The sequence below is a fragment of the Methylobacterium sp. E-041 genome (genome assembly GCF_022829665.1).
In the GTDB taxonomy this organism is placed as follows: Bacteria; Pseudomonadota; Alphaproteobacteria; order Rhizobiales; family Beijerinckiaceae; genus Methylobacterium.
In genome coordinates, this window is the sequence record NZ_JAKSYQ010000040.1 from 1 (window position 1) to 18951 (window position 18951).

General features: G+C 71.7%; 17 protein-coding genes and 1 pseudogene. 7 read left to right on the top strand and 11 right to left on the bottom strand.

The window, feature by feature from the left end:
* Both MKK70_RS02595 and MKK70_RS02600 read right to left on the bottom strand, forming a co-directional pair.
* Positions 1 to 180, bottom strand: a pseudogene (locus MKK70_RS02595) (hypothetical protein); the annotation flags it as partial.
* A 379-nt stretch (positions 181 to 559) separates the two neighbouring features.
* Positions 560 to 1774: an NADP-dependent isocitrate dehydrogenase gene (locus tag MKK70_RS02600; RefSeq protein ID WP_147842530.1), complete on the bottom strand. Its 1215-nt coding sequence runs from the start codon at positions 1772 to 1774 to the stop codon at positions 560 to 562.
* Positions 1775 to 1987: 213 nt separating this feature from the next.
* Between MKK70_RS02600 and MKK70_RS02605 the strand changes: the two genes are divergently transcribed.
* Both MKK70_RS02605 and MKK70_RS02610 read left to right on the top strand, forming a co-directional pair.
* On the top strand, positions 1988 to 2536 hold the full coding sequence (locus tag MKK70_RS02605) for a formaldehyde-activating enzyme (RefSeq protein ID WP_147725869.1): 549 nt from the start codon (positions 1988 to 1990) through the stop codon (positions 2534 to 2536).
* A gap of 74 nt (positions 2537 to 2610) precedes the next feature.
* Positions 2611 to 3354: an RNA methyltransferase gene (locus MKK70_RS02610; RefSeq protein WP_147725868.1), complete on the top strand. Its 744-nt coding sequence runs from the start codon at positions 2611 to 2613 to the stop codon at positions 3352 to 3354.
* A gap of 99 nt (positions 3355 to 3453) precedes the next feature.
* Here MKK70_RS02610 and MKK70_RS02615 read toward each other — a convergent pair whose 3' ends face one another.
* Positions 3454 to 4254, bottom strand: a complete 801-nt coding sequence (locus MKK70_RS02615; RefSeq protein WP_243945687.1) for a tetratricopeptide repeat protein — start codon at positions 4252 to 4254, stop codon at positions 3454 to 3456.
* A gap of 107 nt (positions 4255 to 4361) precedes the next feature.
* Here MKK70_RS02615 and MKK70_RS02620 point away from each other — a divergent pair, with 107 nt between their 5' ends.
* Positions 4362 to 5759: a leucyl aminopeptidase family protein gene (locus MKK70_RS02620; protein WP_243945689.1), complete on the top strand. Its 1398-nt coding sequence runs from the start codon at positions 4362 to 4364 to the stop codon at positions 5757 to 5759.
* Positions 5760 to 5841: 82 nt separating this feature from the next.
* Here the strand turns inward: MKK70_RS02620 and MKK70_RS02625 are convergent, their stop codons facing one another.
* The 4 genes from MKK70_RS02625 to MKK70_RS02640 form a co-directional block, all read right to left on the bottom strand.
* On the bottom strand, positions 5842 to 6177 hold the full coding sequence (locus tag MKK70_RS02625) for a GGDEF domain-containing protein (protein ID WP_243945691.1): 336 nt from the start codon (positions 6175 to 6177) through the stop codon (positions 5842 to 5844).
* A 255-nt stretch (positions 6178 to 6432) separates the two neighbouring features.
* Positions 6433 to 7620, bottom strand: a complete 1188-nt coding sequence (locus MKK70_RS02630; protein WP_243945721.1) for a M20 aminoacylase family protein — start codon at positions 7618 to 7620, stop codon at positions 6433 to 6435.
* 190 nt (positions 7621 to 7810) lie between these two features.
* Positions 7811 to 8098: a hypothetical protein gene (locus tag MKK70_RS02635; RefSeq protein WP_147728782.1), complete on the bottom strand. Its 288-nt coding sequence runs from the start codon at positions 8096 to 8098 to the stop codon at positions 7811 to 7813.
* Between the two features lie 77 nt (positions 8099 to 8175).
* A complete protein-coding gene (locus MKK70_RS02640) occupies positions 8176 to 9483 on the bottom strand; it encodes a capsule biosynthesis protein (RefSeq protein ID WP_147728783.1) in 1308 nt (435 codons plus the stop codon).
* A 228-nt stretch (positions 9484 to 9711) separates the two neighbouring features.
* On the opposite strand from MKK70_RS02640, the gene MKK70_RS02645 reads away from it, so the two are divergent.
* The 3 genes from MKK70_RS02645 (at position 9712) to fliP (ending at position 11992) form a co-directional block, all read left to right on the top strand.
* The gene (locus tag MKK70_RS02645) at positions 9712 to 10095 is read left to right on the top strand and encodes a hypothetical protein (protein WP_243945693.1); all 384 of its coding nucleotides are present in this window, start codon (positions 9712 to 9714) and stop codon (positions 10093 to 10095) included.
* The gene (locus tag MKK70_RS02650; protein WP_243945694.1) at positions 10092 to 11150 is read left to right on the top strand and encodes a lysylphosphatidylglycerol synthase domain-containing protein; all 1059 of its coding nucleotides are present in this window, start codon (positions 10092 to 10094) and stop codon (positions 11148 to 11150) included. The genes MKK70_RS02645 and MKK70_RS02650 overlap by 4 nt, the downstream gene beginning before the upstream one ends.
* Positions 11151 to 11230: 80 nt before the next feature.
* The gene (fliP, locus tag MKK70_RS02655) at positions 11231 to 11992 is read left to right on the top strand and encodes a flagellar type III secretion system pore protein FliP (RefSeq protein WP_279596288.1); all 762 of its coding nucleotides are present in this window, start codon (positions 11231 to 11233) and stop codon (positions 11990 to 11992) included.
* An 84-nt stretch (positions 11993 to 12076) separates the two neighbouring features.
* Here the strand turns inward: fliP and MKK70_RS02660 are convergent, their stop codons facing one another.
* The 4 genes from MKK70_RS02660 to MKK70_RS02675 form a co-directional block, all read right to left on the bottom strand.
* Positions 12077 to 15490, bottom strand: coding sequence for a hypothetical protein (locus MKK70_RS02660; RefSeq protein WP_243945696.1), 3414 nt, complete (start codon positions 15488 to 15490; stop codon positions 12077 to 12079).
* Between the two features lie 156 nt (positions 15491 to 15646).
* The gene (locus MKK70_RS02665) at positions 15647 to 16036 is read right to left on the bottom strand and encodes a hypothetical protein (protein ID WP_243945698.1); all 390 of its coding nucleotides are present in this window, start codon (positions 16034 to 16036) and stop codon (positions 15647 to 15649) included.
* A gap of 83 nt (positions 16037 to 16119) precedes the next feature.
* Positions 16120 to 16800, bottom strand: coding sequence for an invasion associated locus B family protein (locus tag MKK70_RS02670; RefSeq protein ID WP_243945700.1), 681 nt, complete (start codon positions 16798 to 16800; stop codon positions 16120 to 16122).
* A gap of 107 nt (positions 16801 to 16907) precedes the next feature.
* A complete protein-coding gene (locus tag MKK70_RS02675; RefSeq protein ID WP_187274656.1) occupies positions 16908 to 17078 on the bottom strand; it encodes a hypothetical protein in 171 nt (56 codons plus the stop codon).
* Positions 17079 to 17454: 376 nt separating this feature from the next.
* On the opposite strand from MKK70_RS02675, the gene MKK70_RS02680 reads away from it, so the two are divergent.
* Positions 17455 to 18912, top strand: coding sequence for a homospermidine synthase (locus MKK70_RS02680; protein ID WP_243945703.1), 1458 nt, complete (start codon positions 17455 to 17457; stop codon positions 18910 to 18912).
* Positions 18913 to 18951 lie beyond the last annotated feature (39 nt).

The following is an 18951-nucleotide window of genomic DNA, read 5'->3' on the forward strand; positions in this document are numbered from 1 at the left end:
CAGGATGTCGACCTTGATGTCGAGGTGCAGCTCGCCCATCCCGCGCAGGATGGTCTGGCCCGACTCCTGATCGGTGGAGACGCGGAAGGACGGATCCTCGGCCGCGAGCTTGGCGAGCGCGATGCCGAGCTTCTCCTGATCGGCCTTCGACTTCGGCTCGACCGCGATCTCGATGATTGGCCCCTGATCGTTCGGCATCGCAAGCGCCCTCGAAGAGCTGAAATCGCCACCCGACGATCCTCTATGAAGGGAATCCCTATCGGACTCAATGCGCGCTATGCCTATAGTCCTAAGATGGTCATCACTGCCAGCGAGTTTTTTCGAAGGATGCGTTTCTCGGTCGAGCACGTCGAATAGTATGCGTCGACGGAATGACGAGTCTACCAGTGCGCGATCAGGACATTATTCCAGCGCGCCCATCGCTGCGTCGCTCGGTAAGGAATACTGATGAACCATCCCGACGTGGCGGAAGCGGCCCTCGCCTTCCTGCGCGACGGCCGCTTCCCGGATTGGTTGCGCGACATGCCGGGCGGAGCCGTCCGCCCGGCACGATAGGGCCTCAGCCCGCCATCGCCGCCTTGAGGTTCTCGTCGACCTTGTCGAGGAAGCCGGTGGTGGAGAGCCACTTCTGCTCGGGCCCGACCAGGAGGGCGAGATCCTTGGTCATGAAGCCCGCCTCGACGGTGTCGACGCAGACGGTCTCGATCGTCGTCGCGAACTTGGCGAGCTCGGCGTTGCCGTCGAGCTTGGCCCGGTGGGCGAGGCCGCGGGTCCAGGCGAAGATCGAGGCGATCGAGTTGGTCGAGGTCTCCTTGCCTTTCTGGTGCTCGCGGTAGTGGCGCGTCACCGTGCCGTGCGCGGCCTCGGCCTCGACGGTCTGGCCGTCCGGCGTCATCAGCACCGAGGTCATCAGGCCGAGCGAGCCGAAGCCCTGCGCCGCCGTGTCGGACTGCACGTCGCCGTCGTAGTTCTTGCAGGCCCAGACGTAGCCGCCGGACCACTTCAGGCACGAGGCGACCATGTCGTCGATCAGCCGGTGCTCGTAGGTGATGCCGAGCGCCTGGAACTTGCCCTTGAACTCGGCGTCGAACACTTCCTGGAACAGGTCCTTGAAGCGGCCGTCATAGGCCTTGAGGATGGTGTTCTTGGTCGACAGGTAGACCGGGTACTTGCGTGCGAGGCCGTAGTTCAGCGAGGCGCGGGCGAAGTCGCGGATCGAGTCGTCGAGGTTGTACATCGACATCGCGACGCCGGCGGCCGGGAACTTGAACACCTCCTTCTCGATCACGGTGCCGTCGTCGCCCTCGAACTTGATCGTCAGGCGGCCCTTGCCCGGCACCTTGAAGTCGGTGGCGCGGTACTGGTCGCCGTAGGCGTGGCGGCCGATGACGAAGGGCTGGGTCCAGCCCGGCACGAGGCGGGGCACGTTCTTGCAGATGATCGGCTCGCGGAAGATGACGCCGCCGAGGATGTTGCGGATCGTGCCGTTGGGCGAGCGCCACATCTCCTTGAGCTTGAACTCCTCGACGCGCTGCTCGTCGGGGGTGATGGTGGCGCACTTCACGCCGACGCCGTGGCGCTTGATCGCCTCGGCCGCGTCGACCGTCACCTTGTCGTTCGTGGCATCGCGATGCTCGACGCCGAGGTCGTAATAGTCGAGGTCCAGGTCGAGATAGGGGTGGATCAGCTTGTTCTTGATCTCGGACCAGATGATCCGGGTCATCTCGTCGCCGTCGAGCTCGACGACGGGCTTCGCCACCTTGATCTTGTCCATGAGCCGCTGCCTTCCGTGGTAATCCGGGCGGGCCCCATGCAAATGCCGTGCGGCCGCGGGGCGGGTCATAGCGCGGGCGTTTCCCGGGCGAAAGCCGGGGGCGCGGACAGGCCGCCGGGGCTGTCATGCAAGCTCGGCCGTGCGGCGCTTAGGGGTGGACATCCGGCCGTCCGGCTGGGATCAGCGCGCATCCATCACGCGTGAGGAGCAACCATGAGCGAGCGCATCATCCTGCGGGCCGGCGAGGCGCTGGTCGCCGGCGGGCCGCCGAACACCGCATCCGAGCCGGAGGTGATCATCGGCGAGCTCGACGGGCCGGTCGGCACCGCGCTGGCCACGCTGACCGGCGACCAGGTCGTCGGCCATTCCCGCGTCTTCGCGCTGCTGAACACCGACATCATGGTGCGGCCGGTGACGCTGTGCGTCTCCAAGGTCAGCGTCACGGAATCGAAGTACACCTCGATCCTGATGGGCACGGTGCAGTTCGCCATCGCCAACGGCGTGCTCGACGCGGTCCGCGCCGGCTACATCCCCAAGGAGAAGGCCAACGACCTCGGCATCATCTGCTCGGTCTGGCTCAGCCCCGGCGTGATCCAGGCCGAGACCGTCGACCACAAGGCGCTGTTCGACATCCAGCGCCGCGGCATGACGGAGGCGATCCGCAAGGCGATGACCAACGAGCCCTCGATCGACTGGCTGCTGGAGAACCAGGACAAGATCGTGCACAAGTATTATCAGATGGGCCTCGACGGGAAGATCTGATCCTTGCGGCCGAGACCCTCCGGTCCGGCCGGCGGCCCTTCCGCACGGCGGACGTCCATGCGAGAGCGCCGCGCATGAGCGCCCCCGTCGTCATCCTCGTCGAACCGCAGCTGGCCGAGAACATCGGCATGACCGCCCGCGCCATGGCGAATTTCGGGCTGTCGGAGCTGCGGCTCGTCGCACCGCGCAACGGCTGGCCGAAGAAGGGCGCGCGCGAGGCCGCCTCCGGCGCGACGCACGTGCTCGACGCCGCCAAGGTCTTCGCGACGCTTCCAGACGCCGTCGCCGACCTCACCATGCTGCTCGCGACCACCGCGCGGGAGCGCGGGCAGATGAAGCGCGTGCTGCTGCCCGACGCCGCCATGACGGAGGCGGCCGAGCGCGGCGCGAACGCCGAGAAGGTCGGGGTGATGTTCGGCCGCGAGCGCGTCGGGCTCCTGAACGACGAGGTCTCGCTGGCCGATGCCATCGTCACCTTTCCCGTCGCCGAGGCATTCCCGTCGCTCAACCTCGCCCAGGCCGTGCTGCTGGTCGGCTACGAGTGGCGGCGCGCGGCGGGCCTCGCCCGACCGCGCTTCACCGGCGAGATCCGGGCGCCGCAGGCGACCCGCGAGGCGCTGCTCTCCTTGTTCGACATCCTCGAGGCGACGCTCGCGCGCGCCGGATTCTACCCGCCGCAGAAGCGCGAGATCATCGCCCGCAACATGCGCGACCGGCTCCACCGCATGAGCCTGACCGACCAGGACGTGCGCACCTTCCGCGGTGCGCTCAAGGCGCTCGAACGCGGGGCGCACCGCCGACCGGACGACGCGTCCTAGAGGATTTTTGGTGATCCCCGGATCACGAAAAACGCTCTATCTTGTCGAGAGATCGCATTGTCTTCACGCGAGCCGGGATCCACCTCGCTTGAAGATGCTCTAGCCGCGATCGGCCGGCTTGCGGGCCGAGGCGGCGGCCGCGGCGCGGGTCGACTGGGCGGCGAGGCTGCGCAGCGAGGCGAGGTTGGCGGCGACCTCCGCGGGCGGCAGGTCGCGCCGCAGGATCGCCTCGGCCTCGTCGAACCGGCCCTTCAGGCCGAGCACCAGGGCGAGGTTGCCGCGCACTCGCGCGTCTGCGCCGGGCCGCGAGACCGCGACGCGCATCGTCTCCTCGGCGCGGTCGAGCTGGCGCGCCAACGCGTAGGACAAACCGAGATTGGACAGGACGGAGGGCTCGTCGGGGCGGATCTTGAGGGCCGCTTCGTAGAAGCTCTGCGCGCGGGCGTGGTCGCCGAGCTGGTCGGAGACGGAGCCCTGCGCCGACAGGATGCGCCAGTCGGGCTGCGCCGGGGAATGGGCGTTCTGCAGCACGTCCTGCGCCTCCTGCAGCCGCCCGACCTCGACCAGGGACTTGCCGTAGGCGCCGAGCACCGCCGTGTTGCGCGGGTTCCGCAGGGCGGCCTGCTGCAGCACCGCGCTCGCCTGGGCACGCTGGTCGGTGGCCCGCAGCGCCTGCGCGTAGCGCATCGCGATGCCGAGATCGTTCGGGTTGGCGGCGTAGGATTCGGCGAGCGACTCGACCTGCCCGGCCGCGATGCGCGGGGCGTCGATCGAGCCGGTGGTCTCGGGCGAGCGCGACTGGCACCCGGCGGCCACGAGGGTGACCAGGCAGGCGGCGACCAGGCGGGGGGCCGAACCCCGGGCGAACGGGGCCGTATTCGGCCGGAGGGCCGCGATCATGGAATGCTCCGTCGAGGTCCGGCAGGAGGTTCTTCCCGTGCCGGACGGGACGGTGATAGAGCGTTAACCCTAACCCGGGGTTAAGCGCCCGGCCCGGCCAGGACCGCATGACAGACACCGCACCGTCCCTTCCGCCCCTGTTGCCGGCCGGAACCTCCGGCATCCCGATCTCCCTGGTCGCGAAGGACGGGTGGCCGAGGATCGAAGCCGGCCTCGACGCCGCGCAGCGGACCTATGCGGGGGCGATCGGCTTCGCGGCCAAGCCCGGGCAGGTGGCGTTGCTGCCCGCCGCCGACGGGACGCTCGCCCGCGTGCTGTTCGGCCTCGGCGAGACCGACGCGGCCGGCCACGATCGGCTTCTCGCCGGCAAGCTCCCCGGCCTGCTGCCGCCCGGCACCTACGCCTTCGCGGATGCCGAGGCGCCGGCCGAGGCGGCGCTCGCCTGGCTGCTCGGATCCTATCGCTTCTCGCGCTACCGCCCCGCCGGGCCGGAGCGCCCCCGCCTCGTCGCGCCGGAGGGAATCGACGCCGCCGACACCGATCGCATCGCCGCCGCGGTCGCGCTCGGGCGCGACCTTGTCAACACGCCGGCCAACGACCTCGGCCCGGCCGAGATCGAGGCGGCGGCGCGTGCGCTGGCCGAGCGGCACGGGGCGACGATCACGGTCATCGCCGGCGCCGAGATCGAGCGCGATTTCCCGCTGGTCCACGCGGTCGGCGCCGCCTCGACCCGCCCGCCCCGGCTGATCGACCTCACCTGGGGGCCGGCCGACGCGCCGCGGGTGACGCTGGTCGGCAAGGGCGTCGCCTTCGACACCGGCGGCCTCGACATCAAGCCGTCGGCCGGCATGCTGCTGATGAAGAAGGATATGGGCGGCGCAGCCGCAGCCCTCGCCGCCGCCGACATGGCGATGGGCGCCGGCCTGCGCCTGCGGCTGCGCCTGCTCATCCCGGCTGTGGAGAACGCGATCTCCGGCGAGGCCTTCCGCCCCGGCGACGTGATCCGCAGCCGCGCCGGGCTCACCGTCGAGATCGGCAACACCGATGCCGAGGGCCGGCTGATCCTCGCCGACGCGCTGGCGCTCGCCGATGCCGACGCGCCCGAGATGCTGATCGACTTCGCGACGCTCACCGGCGCCGCCCGCGTGGCGCTCGGCCCCGACCTGCCGGCGTTCTTCACCGAGGACGACGCGTTCGCCGCCGCGTTCGAGGCGGCGGGCCGCGCCGCGGCCGATCCGGTCTGGCGCCTGCCGCTGCACGCGCCCTATGCGAGCCTGCTCGCCTCGAAGGTGGCCGACCTCAACAACGTCTCCGGCGGCCCCTTCGCCGGGGCGATCACCGCCGCGCTGTTCCTGCGCCGCTTCGCCCCGAGCACCAAGCGCCACGTCCACCTCGACCTCTACGGCTGGAACCCCTCGGCCAAGCCCGGCCGGCCGGAGGGCGGCGAGGTGCAGACCGCGCGCCTGGTCTACGCGCTGCTCAAGGAGCGCTACCCGGCGGCGTGACACGCGGGATCTCCGTGGGGGAAGTTGGCCCACATCGTCGTCGACTCGCCTGCCGGGCTCGTCGCGGGCCGGAGCCGGGCCGCTAGGCCGCGGCGGCCAGCGCCTCCGGGCCGGCGGCCTCGATGCGGTTCCGACCGAGGACTTTTGCCCGGTACAGCGCGCCGTCGGCGCTCGCGAGCCTCTCGGCGAGATCGCGGCCCTCCGGGGCCGCGAGCCCGCCGCTGACGGTGGCGTGGATCGCGAGGCCGTCCGCCCCCGTCGCCGCCGCAGCGAACCGGCGCGCGATCGCCGCGCCGCGGCCGAGCGCCGGCTGCCGGTCGCAGCCGGGCAGGAGCGCGGCGAACGCCTCGCCGCCGAGACGGACGAGGAGCGCATCGGACCCCGTCCCCTCGCGTACGGTCTCGGCGAACAGCGTCAAGTCTCGTCGCCGACCGGATGGCCGTAGCGGTCGACGGTCCGCTCGCGAAGCTGGACGACGCCCGCGATGCAGGCTTGCCGCATGCCCGACATCCTCACGCCGCGTGGTCACGAGGCTGCACGCGCTTGCGCGGCGAGATATACAACAGCGCGCGTGTCGGCGACGGTCGCCGCGACCGCGATGATCGAGCAATGGCGGCGCTCTCATCTTCCCGCGTCGACAGCCGTGATCCGGAGACGCTTGCGCGTCCACGTCTCACCCCGCCAGCGGCAGCCCCGTCTCGATCAGCCGTGCCCAGAGCGAGGCGCCGAGCGGGGCGGCGGCGTCGCAGAAATCGTAGTGCGGGTGGTGGAGCGCGGCGCTGTCGCCGTTGCCGAGGAACAGGTAGGCGCCGGGGCGCCGGCCGAGCATGTAGGAGAAGTCCTCGGCCGCCATCATCGGCGCGACGGCGCGGTCGACCCGCGCTTCGCCGACGAGGCCGGCGGCGACGTCGGCCATGAAGGCGGCTTCCGCCGGGTGGTTCTCGGTCACGGGGTAGCTCGATCCGAAGTCGACGCTGCCGACCGCGCCGAACCCGGCCGAGACCTGCTCGACGATCGCCACGATCCGCGCCTTCGTCGCCGTGCGCACCGCGGTCGAGAGCGCGCGCATGGTGCCGCGCATCGTCACCGTCTGCGGCAGCACGTTGAAGGCTTCGCCGGCTTCGAGCGCGCAGACCGAGACCACGGCCGATTGCAGCGGGTCGATGGTGCGCGACACGATCGATTGCAGGGCGATCACCACGTGGCTCGCCACCACGACGCTGTCGATCGCGTTGTGCGGCAGGGCGGCGTGGCCGCCGCGTCCCTCGATCGTCAGGGTGAAGCGGTCGGTCGAGGCCATGATCGGGCCGGGACGGATCGCGAAGGATCCGAGCGCCAGGCCGGGGATGTTGTGCATCCCGTAGACCGCATCGATGCCGAAGCGCTCCATCAGCCCGTCCTCGATCATCGCCTCGCCGCCGCCGCCGCCCTCCTCCGCGGGCTGGAAGATCAGCACCGCCGTCCCGTCGAAGTTGCGGGTGGCCGCGAGGTACTTCGCGGCGCCGAGCAGCATCGCGGTGTGCCCGTCGTGCCCGCAGGCGTGCATCTTGCCCGGCACGGTCGAGCGGTAGGCGAGGTCGCGCACCTCCTGGATCGGCAGGGCGTCCATGTCGGCGCGCAGACCCAGGGTGCGGGCGGCGGCTTGGCCCGCGCCGTGTCCGGCCCCGTTTCCCCTGCCCCGGATCACGCCGACGACGCCGGTCCGGCCGATGCCGGTCTCGACCGCGTCGCAGCCGAAGGCCGCGAGCTTGTCGGCGACGAAGCCGGCGGTGCGCGTGACGTCGTAGAGCAGCTCGGGATGGGCGTGCAGGTCGTGCCGCCAAGCGGCCATCTCGTCGGCGAAGCGCCGGATCTCCGGCAGGCCGCCCGTGAATCGGTCCTCGGCGGCCGCGCCGCGGACGTGGGCATCGCGGGCGATCGCAGGTTCGGCGGACGGGTGCGGCAACGGCATGGATCGGTAGGCCTTCGGCTCCGGTCGTCGCGGCCGGCAGGTCCCACCAGCAAACAGGGGGCCAACGCTCCGGTCAACGCGGGAGCGACGGCGTATCGCCTCAGCGGCGGCGCCCCGATCCGCCGTCGTTGTGGGCGAGCGTCTGCGCCGCGAGCGCCGCGTCCAGTTTCCGCATCGCCTCGAAGCGCGCGATGTCGGCCTCGACGTCGCGGATCGTCTCCTCGACGAGGTGATGCTGGATCGCGAGGCGGGGATCGTCGGGCGCCATGCCCTCGCGCTCGCGCAGGCGCAGCACCGCCTGCCGCACCACCCCGTAGACCGCCTCGCGCTCGGCCCGGTTCATGGTCGGCTTGATCGCCTGGGCGACGAGGTCGGAGAAGTCCGGCATGGGCGTGCGATCGGGTCCGCTCGAGGGGGGGCGGCCGGACCCGGATGCGGGCCGGCCCTATCGGGCGCTGCGCCCGCTCAGATCCGCTGGTCCCTGATTCCGCCGACGATCAGCGACACCGAGCTCCACAGCACGACGAAGCAGAAGAACAGCACCGCGAGCTGGCGCCAGCGCTTGGGATAGAGCGAATCCGTCGGGATCATCGGCGGCACGAAGGCCGTGAGGAAGATGTGCTGCTTGCCGGCGGAGACGCGCGCCCGGTCGAGCAGCGTGTTCGCCATCTCGTTGAGCTTCTCGGCGATGGTGCGCTCGACCATCAGGCCCTCGTATTCGAGCAGCGCGTTGGTCATGGTCGCGCCGCCGGCGGCGCCCCCGTCGGTGGTCAGCTGGTCCTGCAGCGTCTTCATCTGGCCGTCGATCGCCGCCACCGTCGCGGCGAGGACCTGGATCGAGCGGGACTTCTCGTCGAGGTTCGAGCCGCGCAGCACCTGGAGGTCGTTCTCCGCCTTCAGCTTCTCCTTGCGCAGGGTCATCATCGTCAGCAGGGTGCCCTCCGCCGACTTGATCGGATCGATGATGCCCCAGTGGTTGCGGTAGCGCTGGATGTCCAGCGTCGCCTTGCGCAGCCGCTCCTGCGCCGCCGCCGAATCGATCTCGGCCTGCTTGACCATGTCGGCCTGCGCGCGCCGCGAGATCTCGTTGATCAGCACCTCGGAGCGGGCGACCACGTCCTTGGCGATCGCCAGGGCGTCCTCCGGCGTGAAGGCGCGGACCGACAGCTGGATCACGCCCGAGATCGCGTCGATCCGCGCCTGGACGTGCTCCTGCCAGTACTTCGTCAGCTCCTCGATCGGCTGCGGCGTGCGATAGCGCGCCCAGAAGTCGGCTTCCTTGCGAGAGAACATCTGCGACACGCCGAGGCTCTTCTCGACGGCGTCGACCATCGCCTGGCTGTTGATGAAGTCCCGGACGATGTAGCTGTCCTGGCTGTTGTGCTTCTGAATCAGGCTGGTGTACTCGCCGAGCGACACGTTCTCCATCGGCTCGACGTTGCCGCGCACGGCGAACTGCGCCTCGGCGATGTACTGGTCCGAGGCGATCGCGAACAGGTAGAACCCGACGACCGCGGTCGGCAGCAGGACGAACAGGCTGAAGCGCTGGACCAGCCGGGCGACGTAGCTCTTCGGCTCCGCGTCGACCGGGCTGAGGCCCGGCAGGCGGGTCCAGGCGAGGCTCTCGCGGGTGCGCTGGACCAGCGAGCGCCGGGCCGGATCGCGGATCGGCTCGATCGTCTCGGCACCGCGCCGAAGCTCGGTCACAGACCGCTGCGCGACCTGCAGAAGGCCGCGGAGCCGATCGCCTTGCCTGACCTCGTCGACGCTCATCCGTTCCGGTATCCTGCGCTCTGCTCGTTCGACCGCGCCGTGACGGAGACGGCCGCGCCGTGCGACCTCGCCGGCTCGCTTTCGAGACGAGGCCCGCTCGCGATCGGAGCGGTGCCGCAATCCCGTTCTTTTCGGCCCTTTTTAAGGCGTCGGCGGTGCGCGGCCGGCGGCGGCCGGCACGATCCGCCGCGGTTGCGCGCCGCCCGTCCCCGTCCTACCCGATGTGCGATGAAAACGGATCCCGCCGACGTCGCACCTGCCCGACCCGTCCGAACGGCGAAGGCGAAGTTCTCCGAGGTGGTGGCGGTCTGCACGAAGTGCGCCAAGCGCCAGGGCTTGCCCAAGCGGGCGATCCGCGACCGGGTGAAGGCCGGCCTGAAGCAGGCCCGGCCCGGGGCGAAGCTTCGGATCGTCGAGACCGGATGCCTCGGCCCCTGCCCGAAGCGCCTCGTCGCCGTCGCCACCGGGGCCAGCGTCGCGGGCGGGCGGATCCTGCTGATCGACCCGGCGGCGCCCGCGGCCGAGATCGCCGCCCAGCTGCTGCCGTGCCGGAGACCGGCCGCGCCGTCGCACGATCCGGAGGCCGGAGACGATCGGGACGCGGCCGCGTGACGGCGCCGGGGGCCTCCCGCGCGGGCCGGACCGGGGTCGCGCGGGCGATCCTGCGCCGCCTGCCGCTGGCCGGCACCGTGCTCGGCCTCGGCCTCGCCGTCTGGCTCGTCGCCACCAACGACCTCGGAGCCGTCGCCGACGCGTTCGGCCGGATCGGGTTCCTGGGCCTGGCCGCCGTGGTGATGATGCGGGCGGCCATCGTGACGATCTGCGCGGTCGCCTGGCAGCGCATCCTCGACGGCCTGTCGCCGGCCGGCCTTCCCGCCTTCGCCACCCTGCGCTTCGTGCGCGAGGGCATCAACGTGCTGCTGCCGGTCGCCTCCGTCGGGGGCGACGTGGTCGGCGGCCGGCTGTTGACCTTCTGGGGCGTCGCCGGGCCGCTCGCCGCCGCCTCGATCCTCGCCGACATGCTGTTCCAGGTCGGGACGCAGGCGCTGTTCGCGCTGCTCGGCGCCGGCCTGCTGATGCAGGTGGAGGGCGAGCCGGCCGCCGAGCTCGCGCGCTGGGTGCTGCGGGCGCTCGCGGTCGCCGGCCTCGTGCTCGCCGCCTTCTTCGCCTTCCAGCGCACGGGTGCGGCGCGCTTCGTCGAGCGCAAGCTCGGCGCGCTCTCGCGGCGCTTCGTGCGCGAGGCCGAGCCGGCCCGCGGCGAGGGCGGCAGCGTGCAGGATGCGCTCGATGCGGTCTGGGGCCGCGGACGGCGCCTGCCGCTGCTGCAATCGGTCCTGCTGCACGCCCTCGCCTGGACGCTGGGCGCGGCCGAGATCGCCATCGTGCTCGCCTGCATCGGCGTCGAGGGCGTGACCGTGTCCGAGGTCCTGGTGATCGAGGCCCTGAGCCAGGCGATCAAGTCGGCGGCCTTCCCGATCCCGAGCGGGCTCGGCGTGCAGGAGGGCGGCTTCGTGATCGTCGGCGCGCTGTTCGGCATCGATCCCGGCACCGCCATCGCCCTGTCGCTCGCCAAGCGCGTCCCCGACGTGGTGCTCGGCCTGCCCTCCCTGATCGTGTGGCAGAACCTCGAATCGCGCCGCGGCACCGTGGGCTCGCCGACGCCATGAGCGCGCGCGGCCCGTCCGCGAGGCTCGACCCGTCCTCCAGGCTTGCACGGCCCGAGAACCCGCCCCAGGGTGCCGGCGCCATGAAGCCCGCCGACATCCATCCTCGTTTCCGGATCCCGCGCCGTCTCGGGCTCGCCGTCTTCGCGCTCGCGCTCGGCGCGGGTCCGGCCGCCGCGCAGAGCCTCACCGTGGATCTCGGGGCGGGCGGCGCCAGCGAGCGCGCGCTGCAGCTCGTCGCGCTCATCACCGTGCTGGCTTTGGCGCCCTCGGTCCTGGTGATGGCGACCGCGTTCACGCGGATCGTGGTGGTGCTGTCGATCCTGCGCTCGGCGCTCGGCACCCAGACCGCGCCGCCCACCACGGTGATCGTCAGCCTCGCGCTGTTCCTCACCGCCTTCGTGATGGCGCCGACCGGGCGCGAAGCCTACCGCGCCGGCATCGAGCCGCTGCTCGCCAACCAGATCACGCAGGGGCAGGCCTTCGAGCGGGCGTCGGCGCCGTTCAAGGCGTTCATGCTGAAGAACGTCCGCGAGAAGGACCTGAAGCTGTTCCTCGACATGGCCAAGGTGCCGGTGCCCTCCGGGCCCGAGGCGGTCGGCCTCGAGATCGTCACGCCGGCCTTCATGATCTCGGAGCTGCGCCGCGCCTTCGAGATCGGCTTCCTGCTGTTCATCCCGTTCCTGATCATCGACCTCGTGGTCGCCTCCGTGCTGATGGCGGTGGGCATGATGATGGTGCCGCCGGCGACCGTGGCGCTGCCGTTCAAGCTGATCTTCTTCGTGCTGGTCGACGGCTGGACGCTCGTCGCCGGATCGCTGGTGCAGAGCTACGGGGGAAGCTGACGCGGACGGCCTCGACACCGAACCACGTCCCGCCTGTGAACCGGGCTCCTGCGATGATCCGTGGATCACGGGAGGCTTTCGACTTCAGCCCGGCGGCGTCGCCTGCCCGTCCGCGCGCTTCTCGGGCTCGCCGCGGGCGGGGAGCGAGGCGTCCGGGTAGCGCTTGCGGTACTCGGCGAGGAAGGCCGCCAGGGTCTCGGCGTTCGTCGCCTTCTGGGCGATCTCGCGGAACCCCGGCTTCTTGGTCGCGTCGGCGCTGGTCAGCAGCGCGAAGGTGCGGGCATCGGCGCTGTCGGCCATCGCATCCGAGAACTTGGCCTTCAGCCGCTCGAGCCCGATCGGCTCGACCGCGAGGTCGTAGGCGATGCCGGCGCGGATCACGTCGGCGCGGGCCGCGTCGTCGAGCACCTTGCCGGAGCGCCACGCGTCACCGAGCAGGGCCTCGTGCGCCTCCCCGGCCTCGCGCCAGCGCCGCGCCGACCACAGGATGTCCGCCCGCAGCCGCGCCGCGTCCGGGCCGGCCTCGCCCTCGATCGTCTCGAGCGCGAGATCGGTCCGCGACAGGTCGGACAGCGCGCGCGCGCGCAGCAGCGACCGGGCGCGGCGCAGGTCGCGGGGAAGCTCGGGCAGGTAGGTTCCCTCGATCGCCTCCAGCGCCATCAGCGGCTTGCCGTCCATGAGACGGATCGAGGCGAGCTGCGTCGCGACGCTCGATCGGCTCGGTCCGGTGAGGCGGTTGTCGATCTGGTACTGGAGCAGGTTGGCGGCGGGATCGAGCAGGTCGAGGCCGACGAGCCGCTCGGCCAGCCGACGCACCACGGCGTCGCCCCGCCGCCCGATCGGCGCGAAGTCCTTGAAGTCGAAGTACAGCGCCACCGCGTCGATCCCGCTGAGCGAATCGCCCCGCGGCGAGAGGTACAGCTCGTCGAACAGCGCCATCGCCTCGTCGTGCAGCGCCCGGGTCTCGGGTGCATCGGAGCCGATGGCATCGGCGGCCCGCACGGCGGTGAAGGCGTCGCGATAGCGCCCGGCCGCCATGTAGAGCCGGGCGAGCCCGGCGGTGATCGCGTTCTCGATCTCGCCGCCGTGCCAGGTGATCGCCAGCCGCTCGAGCCGGTCCATCGCCTCGTCGGGAGTGATCTTGCCGGTCTCGCGCGCGAGCAGCGTGCCGCGCAGAGCCGCCGCCGCCGCCGCCGGTCGCTCGCCCGATTCGGCGAGGCGATCGTAGGCGTCGAGCGCGGCCTTGGTCCGATCGGTCGCCTCGTCGACGCGGGCCCGGACCAGGGCGACGCGGTCCCGCTCCAACGGTGTCGGCTCGGCGGTCGCGAGCCGCGCGACCCGCTGCAATGCGGTGTCGAGGTCACCGGTCTCGAGCGCGGATTCGGCCGCCAGCGTGCGGATCGTCGCCTGCAGGGCGAGCGGGTAGCGCTCGATCACCGGCAAGGTCCGCTGGAAGCCGGCCTCGGCGTCGTGCCAGCGTCCCGCCTGCCCGTCGGCGACCGCGCGCCACAGCACTGCCTCGGGATCGCGTTGCAGCGCCTCGGTCGCGAGCACCCGACGCGCCTCTGCATTTCGGCCGATCGCGGCGAGCGCCGCGGCGCGCAGGATCGCGGTGTCGCGGCCGCTCGCCACCAGGGGGTCGTCGGCCGAGGCCGCGTCGAGGGTGGTCAGGGCCTCGGGCGCGAGGCCGTTGGCGAGCTGGGTGCGCGCGAGGGTGAGCCGCAGCGGGCCGCGCGTTCCGGCGGACGCCGCGATCGAGGCGCCGAACTGTGCCCGGATCGTCTCGCGCACGTCGCCGAGGCGCGCCTGCTCCCAGGGCTCGCGCTGCATCGCGAGGTTCGAGGCCTCGGCGAGCGGCGCTTCGGGGGGCCGCGCCACGGACGAGACCGCGAGGCCGCCCTCGCGCCCGATGACCACGCCGTCGAGGTCGGGACGCACGGTGAGGTCGTCGGCCTGAGCCAGCACGGCGAGGCCGAAGCGGCTCGGCAGCAGCTCGAAATCGACGAAGCGCTGGCGCTTCGCGATGCCGGCGGGCTTCCAGCCGCGCGCGGTGACGACGGCGATGCGCTCGCCGTCGAGATCGAGCCATGCCGCGCTGGCGGGTTGCGGCAGGCCGACCGCGACGCGCCCGTGGCCGGCGGCGTCGGGCAGGCGCGCCGGCGCGAGGGTGTCGCTCGGGCCGAGGTCGTCCCCCGCGGTCAGCTCCCAGGCGCCGGCGGCGGACCCGGCACGCGCGGGCACGAGATCGAGCAAGGTCCCGGCCGGGACGGCGAAGCGCAACGCCGTCAGCGCACCCGTCCGCACCGGCTCGCCGAGGGCGCGTAGGCCGCCCGACCCGCCGGTCGGGAGGGCGACCGGCTCGCCGGTCTCGAAGACCAGGGTCGCGACCCCGCCGCGCTCGAACAATGCGACCGCCGGGCGCTTGGCGAACGGGAAGACGAGGCCGGACCCGGCCTGCCGCTCGGGCGGCTCGGGCGCCGGTGGCCGGTTCGGCGCCGCGGTGCCCGGTGGTCCGGCGGCCGCCGGAACATCGGCCGTGGCGGAGGCTTTGGCATCCCCGGTCCTGGGCGCGACCCGGCTCGGCGGCTCTCCCTTGCTCGCGGGTTCGGGCTTGGTCGCAGGTTCGGCCTTGGTCGCGGCTTCGGCCTTGGCAGCCTGCTCCGCCCTGGCAGCCGCCTCGGCCTTGGCGGCGGCGTCCTTCTTGGCGACGATGTCGAACACCACGGTGTCGTCGTCGCGGTCGGTCGAGACCGTGAAAGCATCGCCCGCCGCCACCACGAGCCCGGCCGAGGCATCGTCGGCCGACGCGGTCAGGCGGGCCATGTCCTGGCGCAGCCGGCCACGGGTCTCGGACAGGTCGAAGCTGTAGGCCCCCAGGATGCGTAGCCGCGTTGCGCCACCTTCCGGGGCGACGGTCGCCTCGGCGCCCTCGGGCAGCCGCACCGTCAGGCGGGTGAGCGTCGGCAGCTTCGCGACCTCGACGCCGAGCGGCCGGCGCACGGGTGCGGGGTTGCGCGATTTCAGGATCGCTTCCGCGGCACGCGCACGCCGGGCCAGGTCGGCGACGATCTCCGGGGGCAGCGGCGGCGGCAGGCTCGTCCAGCTCTCGGGCAGGAGGTCGACGAAGACCTTCTCGCCGGCGTCCTGCACGTTGACGCGCACGGTCCGCTGCAGGGCGAGCCGCAGGCCGCTGCCGTCGGGATCGCGCCGGACGGCAGTGAGGTAATCGGGCAGCTGCGAGACCAGCCGCTCCGGCCCGGCCTCGGTCCGCTCGCCGTAGCCGAGCACCAGCACGCCGTTCGAGAGCCGCGCCTTGATCGAGACCGCGCTGTCGAAGGTGAAGGCGATTCGCGCATAGCCCTGCGCATCGGTGCCGGCGACGGCGAGGAGCTTCGCCGCCTGGGCCGGCAGCCCGAGGCCGATCAGGACGGCGAGCGCGAGGCCCGCGCTGCGGGGCGTGCGGCGGACCCCTGGTCCCGTCTCAAGCCTCGCGCCCATCGATACGCCGCACCCGGGGCGGCGGGCGCCCCGGACGAGGGACGCAACGCTCCGACGCCGCTGAGGGCCGACACTGCCGGATTGCGGCTAACGTGCGCTTAATCGTGGTCGCCGCCGACGTCCCAACGGCATTCTCGATGGGAGGCCGCGCGACGCTCAGCGCCTGACGATCAGGTTCGGGACGATTCGGCTCGACGGGCCGAACGTCTCGATCGCGCGTTGGCAATTGGCCGGAACGTCCTTGCGATAGGTCTCGACATACGAGCGCGAGATCGCCGCCAGCTCGCCCTGCTCCAGGTCCTGCGGATCGATTCCGAGGCGCTCGACGGCCGATTTCAGCAGCGCGGGATCGCCCTGGATGTCCGGGCAGGAGGTGTTGGCGAAGCCGACCAGCCCGGCGAGCCGCGCGGCCATGACCCGCTTCTTGTCCATCGGCGGTGCGTCGGGCATCGAGTCCGGCGGCGCACCGGGCGGGCTCGACTCTTGCGACGCGAGCGGGCTGGCGAGGCAGGCGAGCAGGGCCGCCAGGATCATCGGGTCGCGCATGCTCGGCCTCTCCTCGTCGTCTCGCTCGCCGGTGTCGTGGCGCGGCGGGTTGATGTCCCGCGCGTCGCTTTGATCGCCGCGCGTCAGTTGCTCAGGGCGATCGCCCGGTCCCAGACCGGTGCGAACCCGCCGAGCGGCACGGCGATCGGCTGCGGATCGTTGGTCCCGGACTTCACCCCAATCACCTGAAGGGTCTTGGCCGTCCGCATCGCGTCGGTGGCGAGCGTCGGGAAGCTGATCGGCACCAGGCAGCCCTCGGATCCGCACGAGATGTAGGGCGCGCCCTTGCCGAGCACCACGTCGTCGAGCTTGAAGGTGATGCCCGGGTCGATCGCCAGGCCGAACGGCATCAGGATCAGCCCCTCGGACCGCCCGTCCTTGGGCGCCTGCAATTCGAAGGCGAACAGGCGCTTGCCGGTCTTGTTGTCCCCCTGCGACTGCATCAGCATGCACGACGTCGCCGGCTCGGCACGGCTGCAGCTCAGCGTCCAGTCGCCGTAATTCTCGGTGATGGAGAGTGCGCCGGCTGGCCAGACCGCCGCGGTCTTGGCAGGCGCAGCCTGCGCGGCAGGGGCGGCGGCCGGCGTCGCCTTCGGGGCCGGCTTCGGCGCGGGCGGGCGCGGCTTCGGCTTGACCTTCGGCGCGGCCTCGGGCGGAGCCTCCGACGCCTCTTCCTGTGCGGCGCACGGGACTGTGCCGATCGACAGCGCGATCAGGACGGAGGCGAGGATCGCGGGACGGCGGGATGCGCGGATCGGCGACATGCGAAGAACGGCCCCCTCGGCCGATGTGGCGTTGAGGAAGCCGCCTAGCGGTCAAGCCGAGGCTGCGCAATCCGGTGCCGGTGGATACGACCGGCGCCGCAACAGGATCAAGCGTGCGGCAGCGTCTCGGCGGCGCGGGCGCAACGCCGCTCGAAGGCGCTGCGGCCCTCGCGCCGGAGGACGCGCACGACCGTGAAGGCGAGGGTCAGGAAACCGGGATCGCGGTCCTGCGGCTCGTCGGCAGGTACCGGAACGCGGGCGGTGAGGACGGACAGCATGGCGGACTCCGTTCGATCGATGATCCGGCACGGATCGTGATCGATTTCGCAGTGCAGCATGCGAGCGTTGTGCGATGCACGCAACATGAGGTTCGGTGGGGCTCGCATGCAGTCATCGCATGCCGCAGCAACACTTCGTCAATGACTCTGCTCGCCGCGCGGGCGTTGCGCGGTTGACCCTCACGGCACGAGGCGGCACTAGGGCCGGACATACCCCGCGCCGCGATCGATCGCCGACCGGGATCGGCGCCCGGGCCGGGGGGCCGTCGCGGACGCCCGTTCGCGGACGAGCCCGGCCTGTCGCCCCATCGTCACATCGGCCGCCTAACCCGAGCCGCCCCTGCGCGCCGCGCACATCCGAAGGACCGCCCGAGCCATGACCGACACGCCGAACCAAGGGCCGAACAGAGGGCCGATCCACGGCCGCATCAGCGGACCCATCGTGATGATCGGGTTCGGATCGATCGGTCGCGGCACGCTTCCGCTCATCGAGCGCCATTTCGAATACGACCGTGCCCGCTTCACCGTGATCGATCCGGATGATTCGCACCGGTCTCTCGCCGACAAGCACGGCCTGCGCTTCGAGACGGTCGCGCTAACCCGCGAGAATTATCGCGACGTGCTCACGCCCCTTCTCGCCGAGGGCGGCGGCCAGGGCTTCTGCGTCAACCTCTCGGTCGACACCTCGTCGCGCGCGATCCTGGAGCTGTGCCGCGAGCTCGGCGCCCTCTACATCGACACCGTCGCCGAGCCGTGGCCGGGCTTCTACTTCGACAAGGAGAAGAGCCAGGGCGACCGCACCAACTACGCGCTGCGGCAGGACATCCTGGACGCGCGCACCGCCAGCCCCGGCGGCACCACCGCGGTCTCGTGCTGCGGCGCCAATCCCGGCATGGTCTCGTGGTTCGTCAAGCAGGCGGTGCTGAACATCGCGAAGGACACCGGCGTGACCACGCCCGAGCCGAAGTCCCGCGCCGAATGGGCCGCGCTGATGCGCGAGGTCGGCGTCAAGGGCGTCCACATCGCCGAGCGCGACACCCAGCGCGCCAAGCATCCGAAGCCGCAGGGCGTGTTCGTCAACACCTGGTCGGTCGAGGGCTTCGTCTCGGAGGGCAACCAGCCGGCCGAGCTCGGCTGGGGCACGCACGAGACCTGGATGCCCGAGAACGCCCGCGAGCAGGAGAAGGGCTCGCGCTGCGCGATCTACCTGCTGCAGCCCGGCGCCGACACCCGCGTGCGCTCGTGGACCCCGACTGCGCAGTCGCAGTTCGGCTTCCTCGTGACTCACAACGAGGCGATCTCGATCTCGGACTACTACACGGTTCTCGAGGGCGAGCGCGCGGCCTACCGCCCGACCTGCCACTACGCCTACCACCCGGCCAACGACGCCGTGCTGTCGCTCCACGAGATGTTCGGCAATGCCGGCAAGGTGCAGGAGAAGCACCACATCCTCGACGAGAACGAGATCGAGGACGGCATCGACGAGCTCGGCGTGCTGCTCTACGGCCACAAAAAGAACGCCTACTGGTACGGCTCGCAGCTCTCGATCGAGGAGACGCGCCGGATCGCGCCCTACCAGAACGCCACCGGCCTTCAGGTGACCTCGGCGGTGCTCGCCGGCATGGTCTGGGCGCTGGAGAACCCCGAGGCCGGCATCGTCGAGGCCGACGAGATGGACTTCCGCCGCTGCCTCGAAGTCCAGACCCCGTATCTCGGCCCCGTCGTCGGCGTCTACACCGACTGGACGCCGCTGGCCGGCCGCCCGGGCCTGTTCCCGGAGGACATCGACGCCAGCGACCCCTGGCAGTTCCGCAACGTGCTCGTGCACGGCTGAACCCGAGCGTCCGCGCCGTTGCGGACCGGCCCCGGACTG

Excerpts from the sequence above, each read along its gene's own strand:
- MKK70_RS02600 (WP_147842530.1), bottom strand. The coding sequence starts at position 1,774 with ATGGACAAGATCAAGGTGGCGAAGCCCGTCGTCGAGCTCGACGGCGAC.
- MKK70_RS02605 (WP_147725869.1), top strand. The coding sequence starts at position 1,988 with ATGAGCGAGCGCATCATCCTGCGGGCCGGCGAGGCGCTGGTCGCCGGC.
- MKK70_RS02610 (WP_147725868.1), top strand. The coding sequence starts at position 2,611 with ATGAGCGCCCCCGTCGTCATCCTCGTCGAACCGCAGCTGGCCGAGAAC.
- MKK70_RS02615 (WP_243945687.1), bottom strand. The coding sequence starts at position 4,254 with ATGATCGCGGCCCTCCGGCCGAATACGGCCCCGTTCGCCCGGGGTTCG.
- MKK70_RS02620 (WP_243945689.1), top strand. The coding sequence starts at position 4,362 with ATGACAGACACCGCACCGTCCCTTCCGCCCCTGTTGCCGGCCGGAACC.
- MKK70_RS02635 (WP_147728782.1), bottom strand. The coding sequence starts at position 8,098 with ATGCCGGACTTCTCCGACCTCGTCGCCCAGGCGATCAAGCCGACCATG.
- MKK70_RS02640 (WP_147728783.1), bottom strand. The coding sequence starts at position 9,483 with ATGAGCGTCGACGAGGTCAGGCAAGGCGATCGGCTCCGCGGCCTTCTG.
- MKK70_RS02645 (WP_243945693.1), top strand. The coding sequence starts at position 9,712 with ATGAAAACGGATCCCGCCGACGTCGCACCTGCCCGACCCGTCCGAACG.
- fliP (WP_279596288.1), top strand. The coding sequence starts at position 11,231 with ATGAAGCCCGCCGACATCCATCCTCGTTTCCGGATCCCGCGCCGTCTC.
- MKK70_RS02660 (WP_243945696.1), bottom strand. The coding sequence starts at position 15,490 with ATGGGCGCGAGGCTTGAGACGGGACCAGGGGTCCGCCGCACGCCCCGC.
- MKK70_RS02665 (WP_243945698.1), bottom strand. The coding sequence starts at position 16,036 with ATGCGCGACCCGATGATCCTGGCGGCCCTGCTCGCCTGCCTCGCCAGC.
- MKK70_RS02670 (WP_243945700.1), bottom strand. The coding sequence starts at position 16,800 with ATGTCGCCGATCCGCGCATCCCGCCGTCCCGCGATCCTCGCCTCCGTC.
- MKK70_RS02675 (WP_187274656.1), bottom strand. The coding sequence starts at position 17,078 with ATGCTGTCCGTCCTCACCGCCCGCGTTCCGGTACCTGCCGACGAGCCG.
- MKK70_RS02680 (WP_243945703.1), top strand. The coding sequence starts at position 17,455 with ATGACCGACACGCCGAACCAAGGGCCGAACAGAGGGCCGATCCACGGC.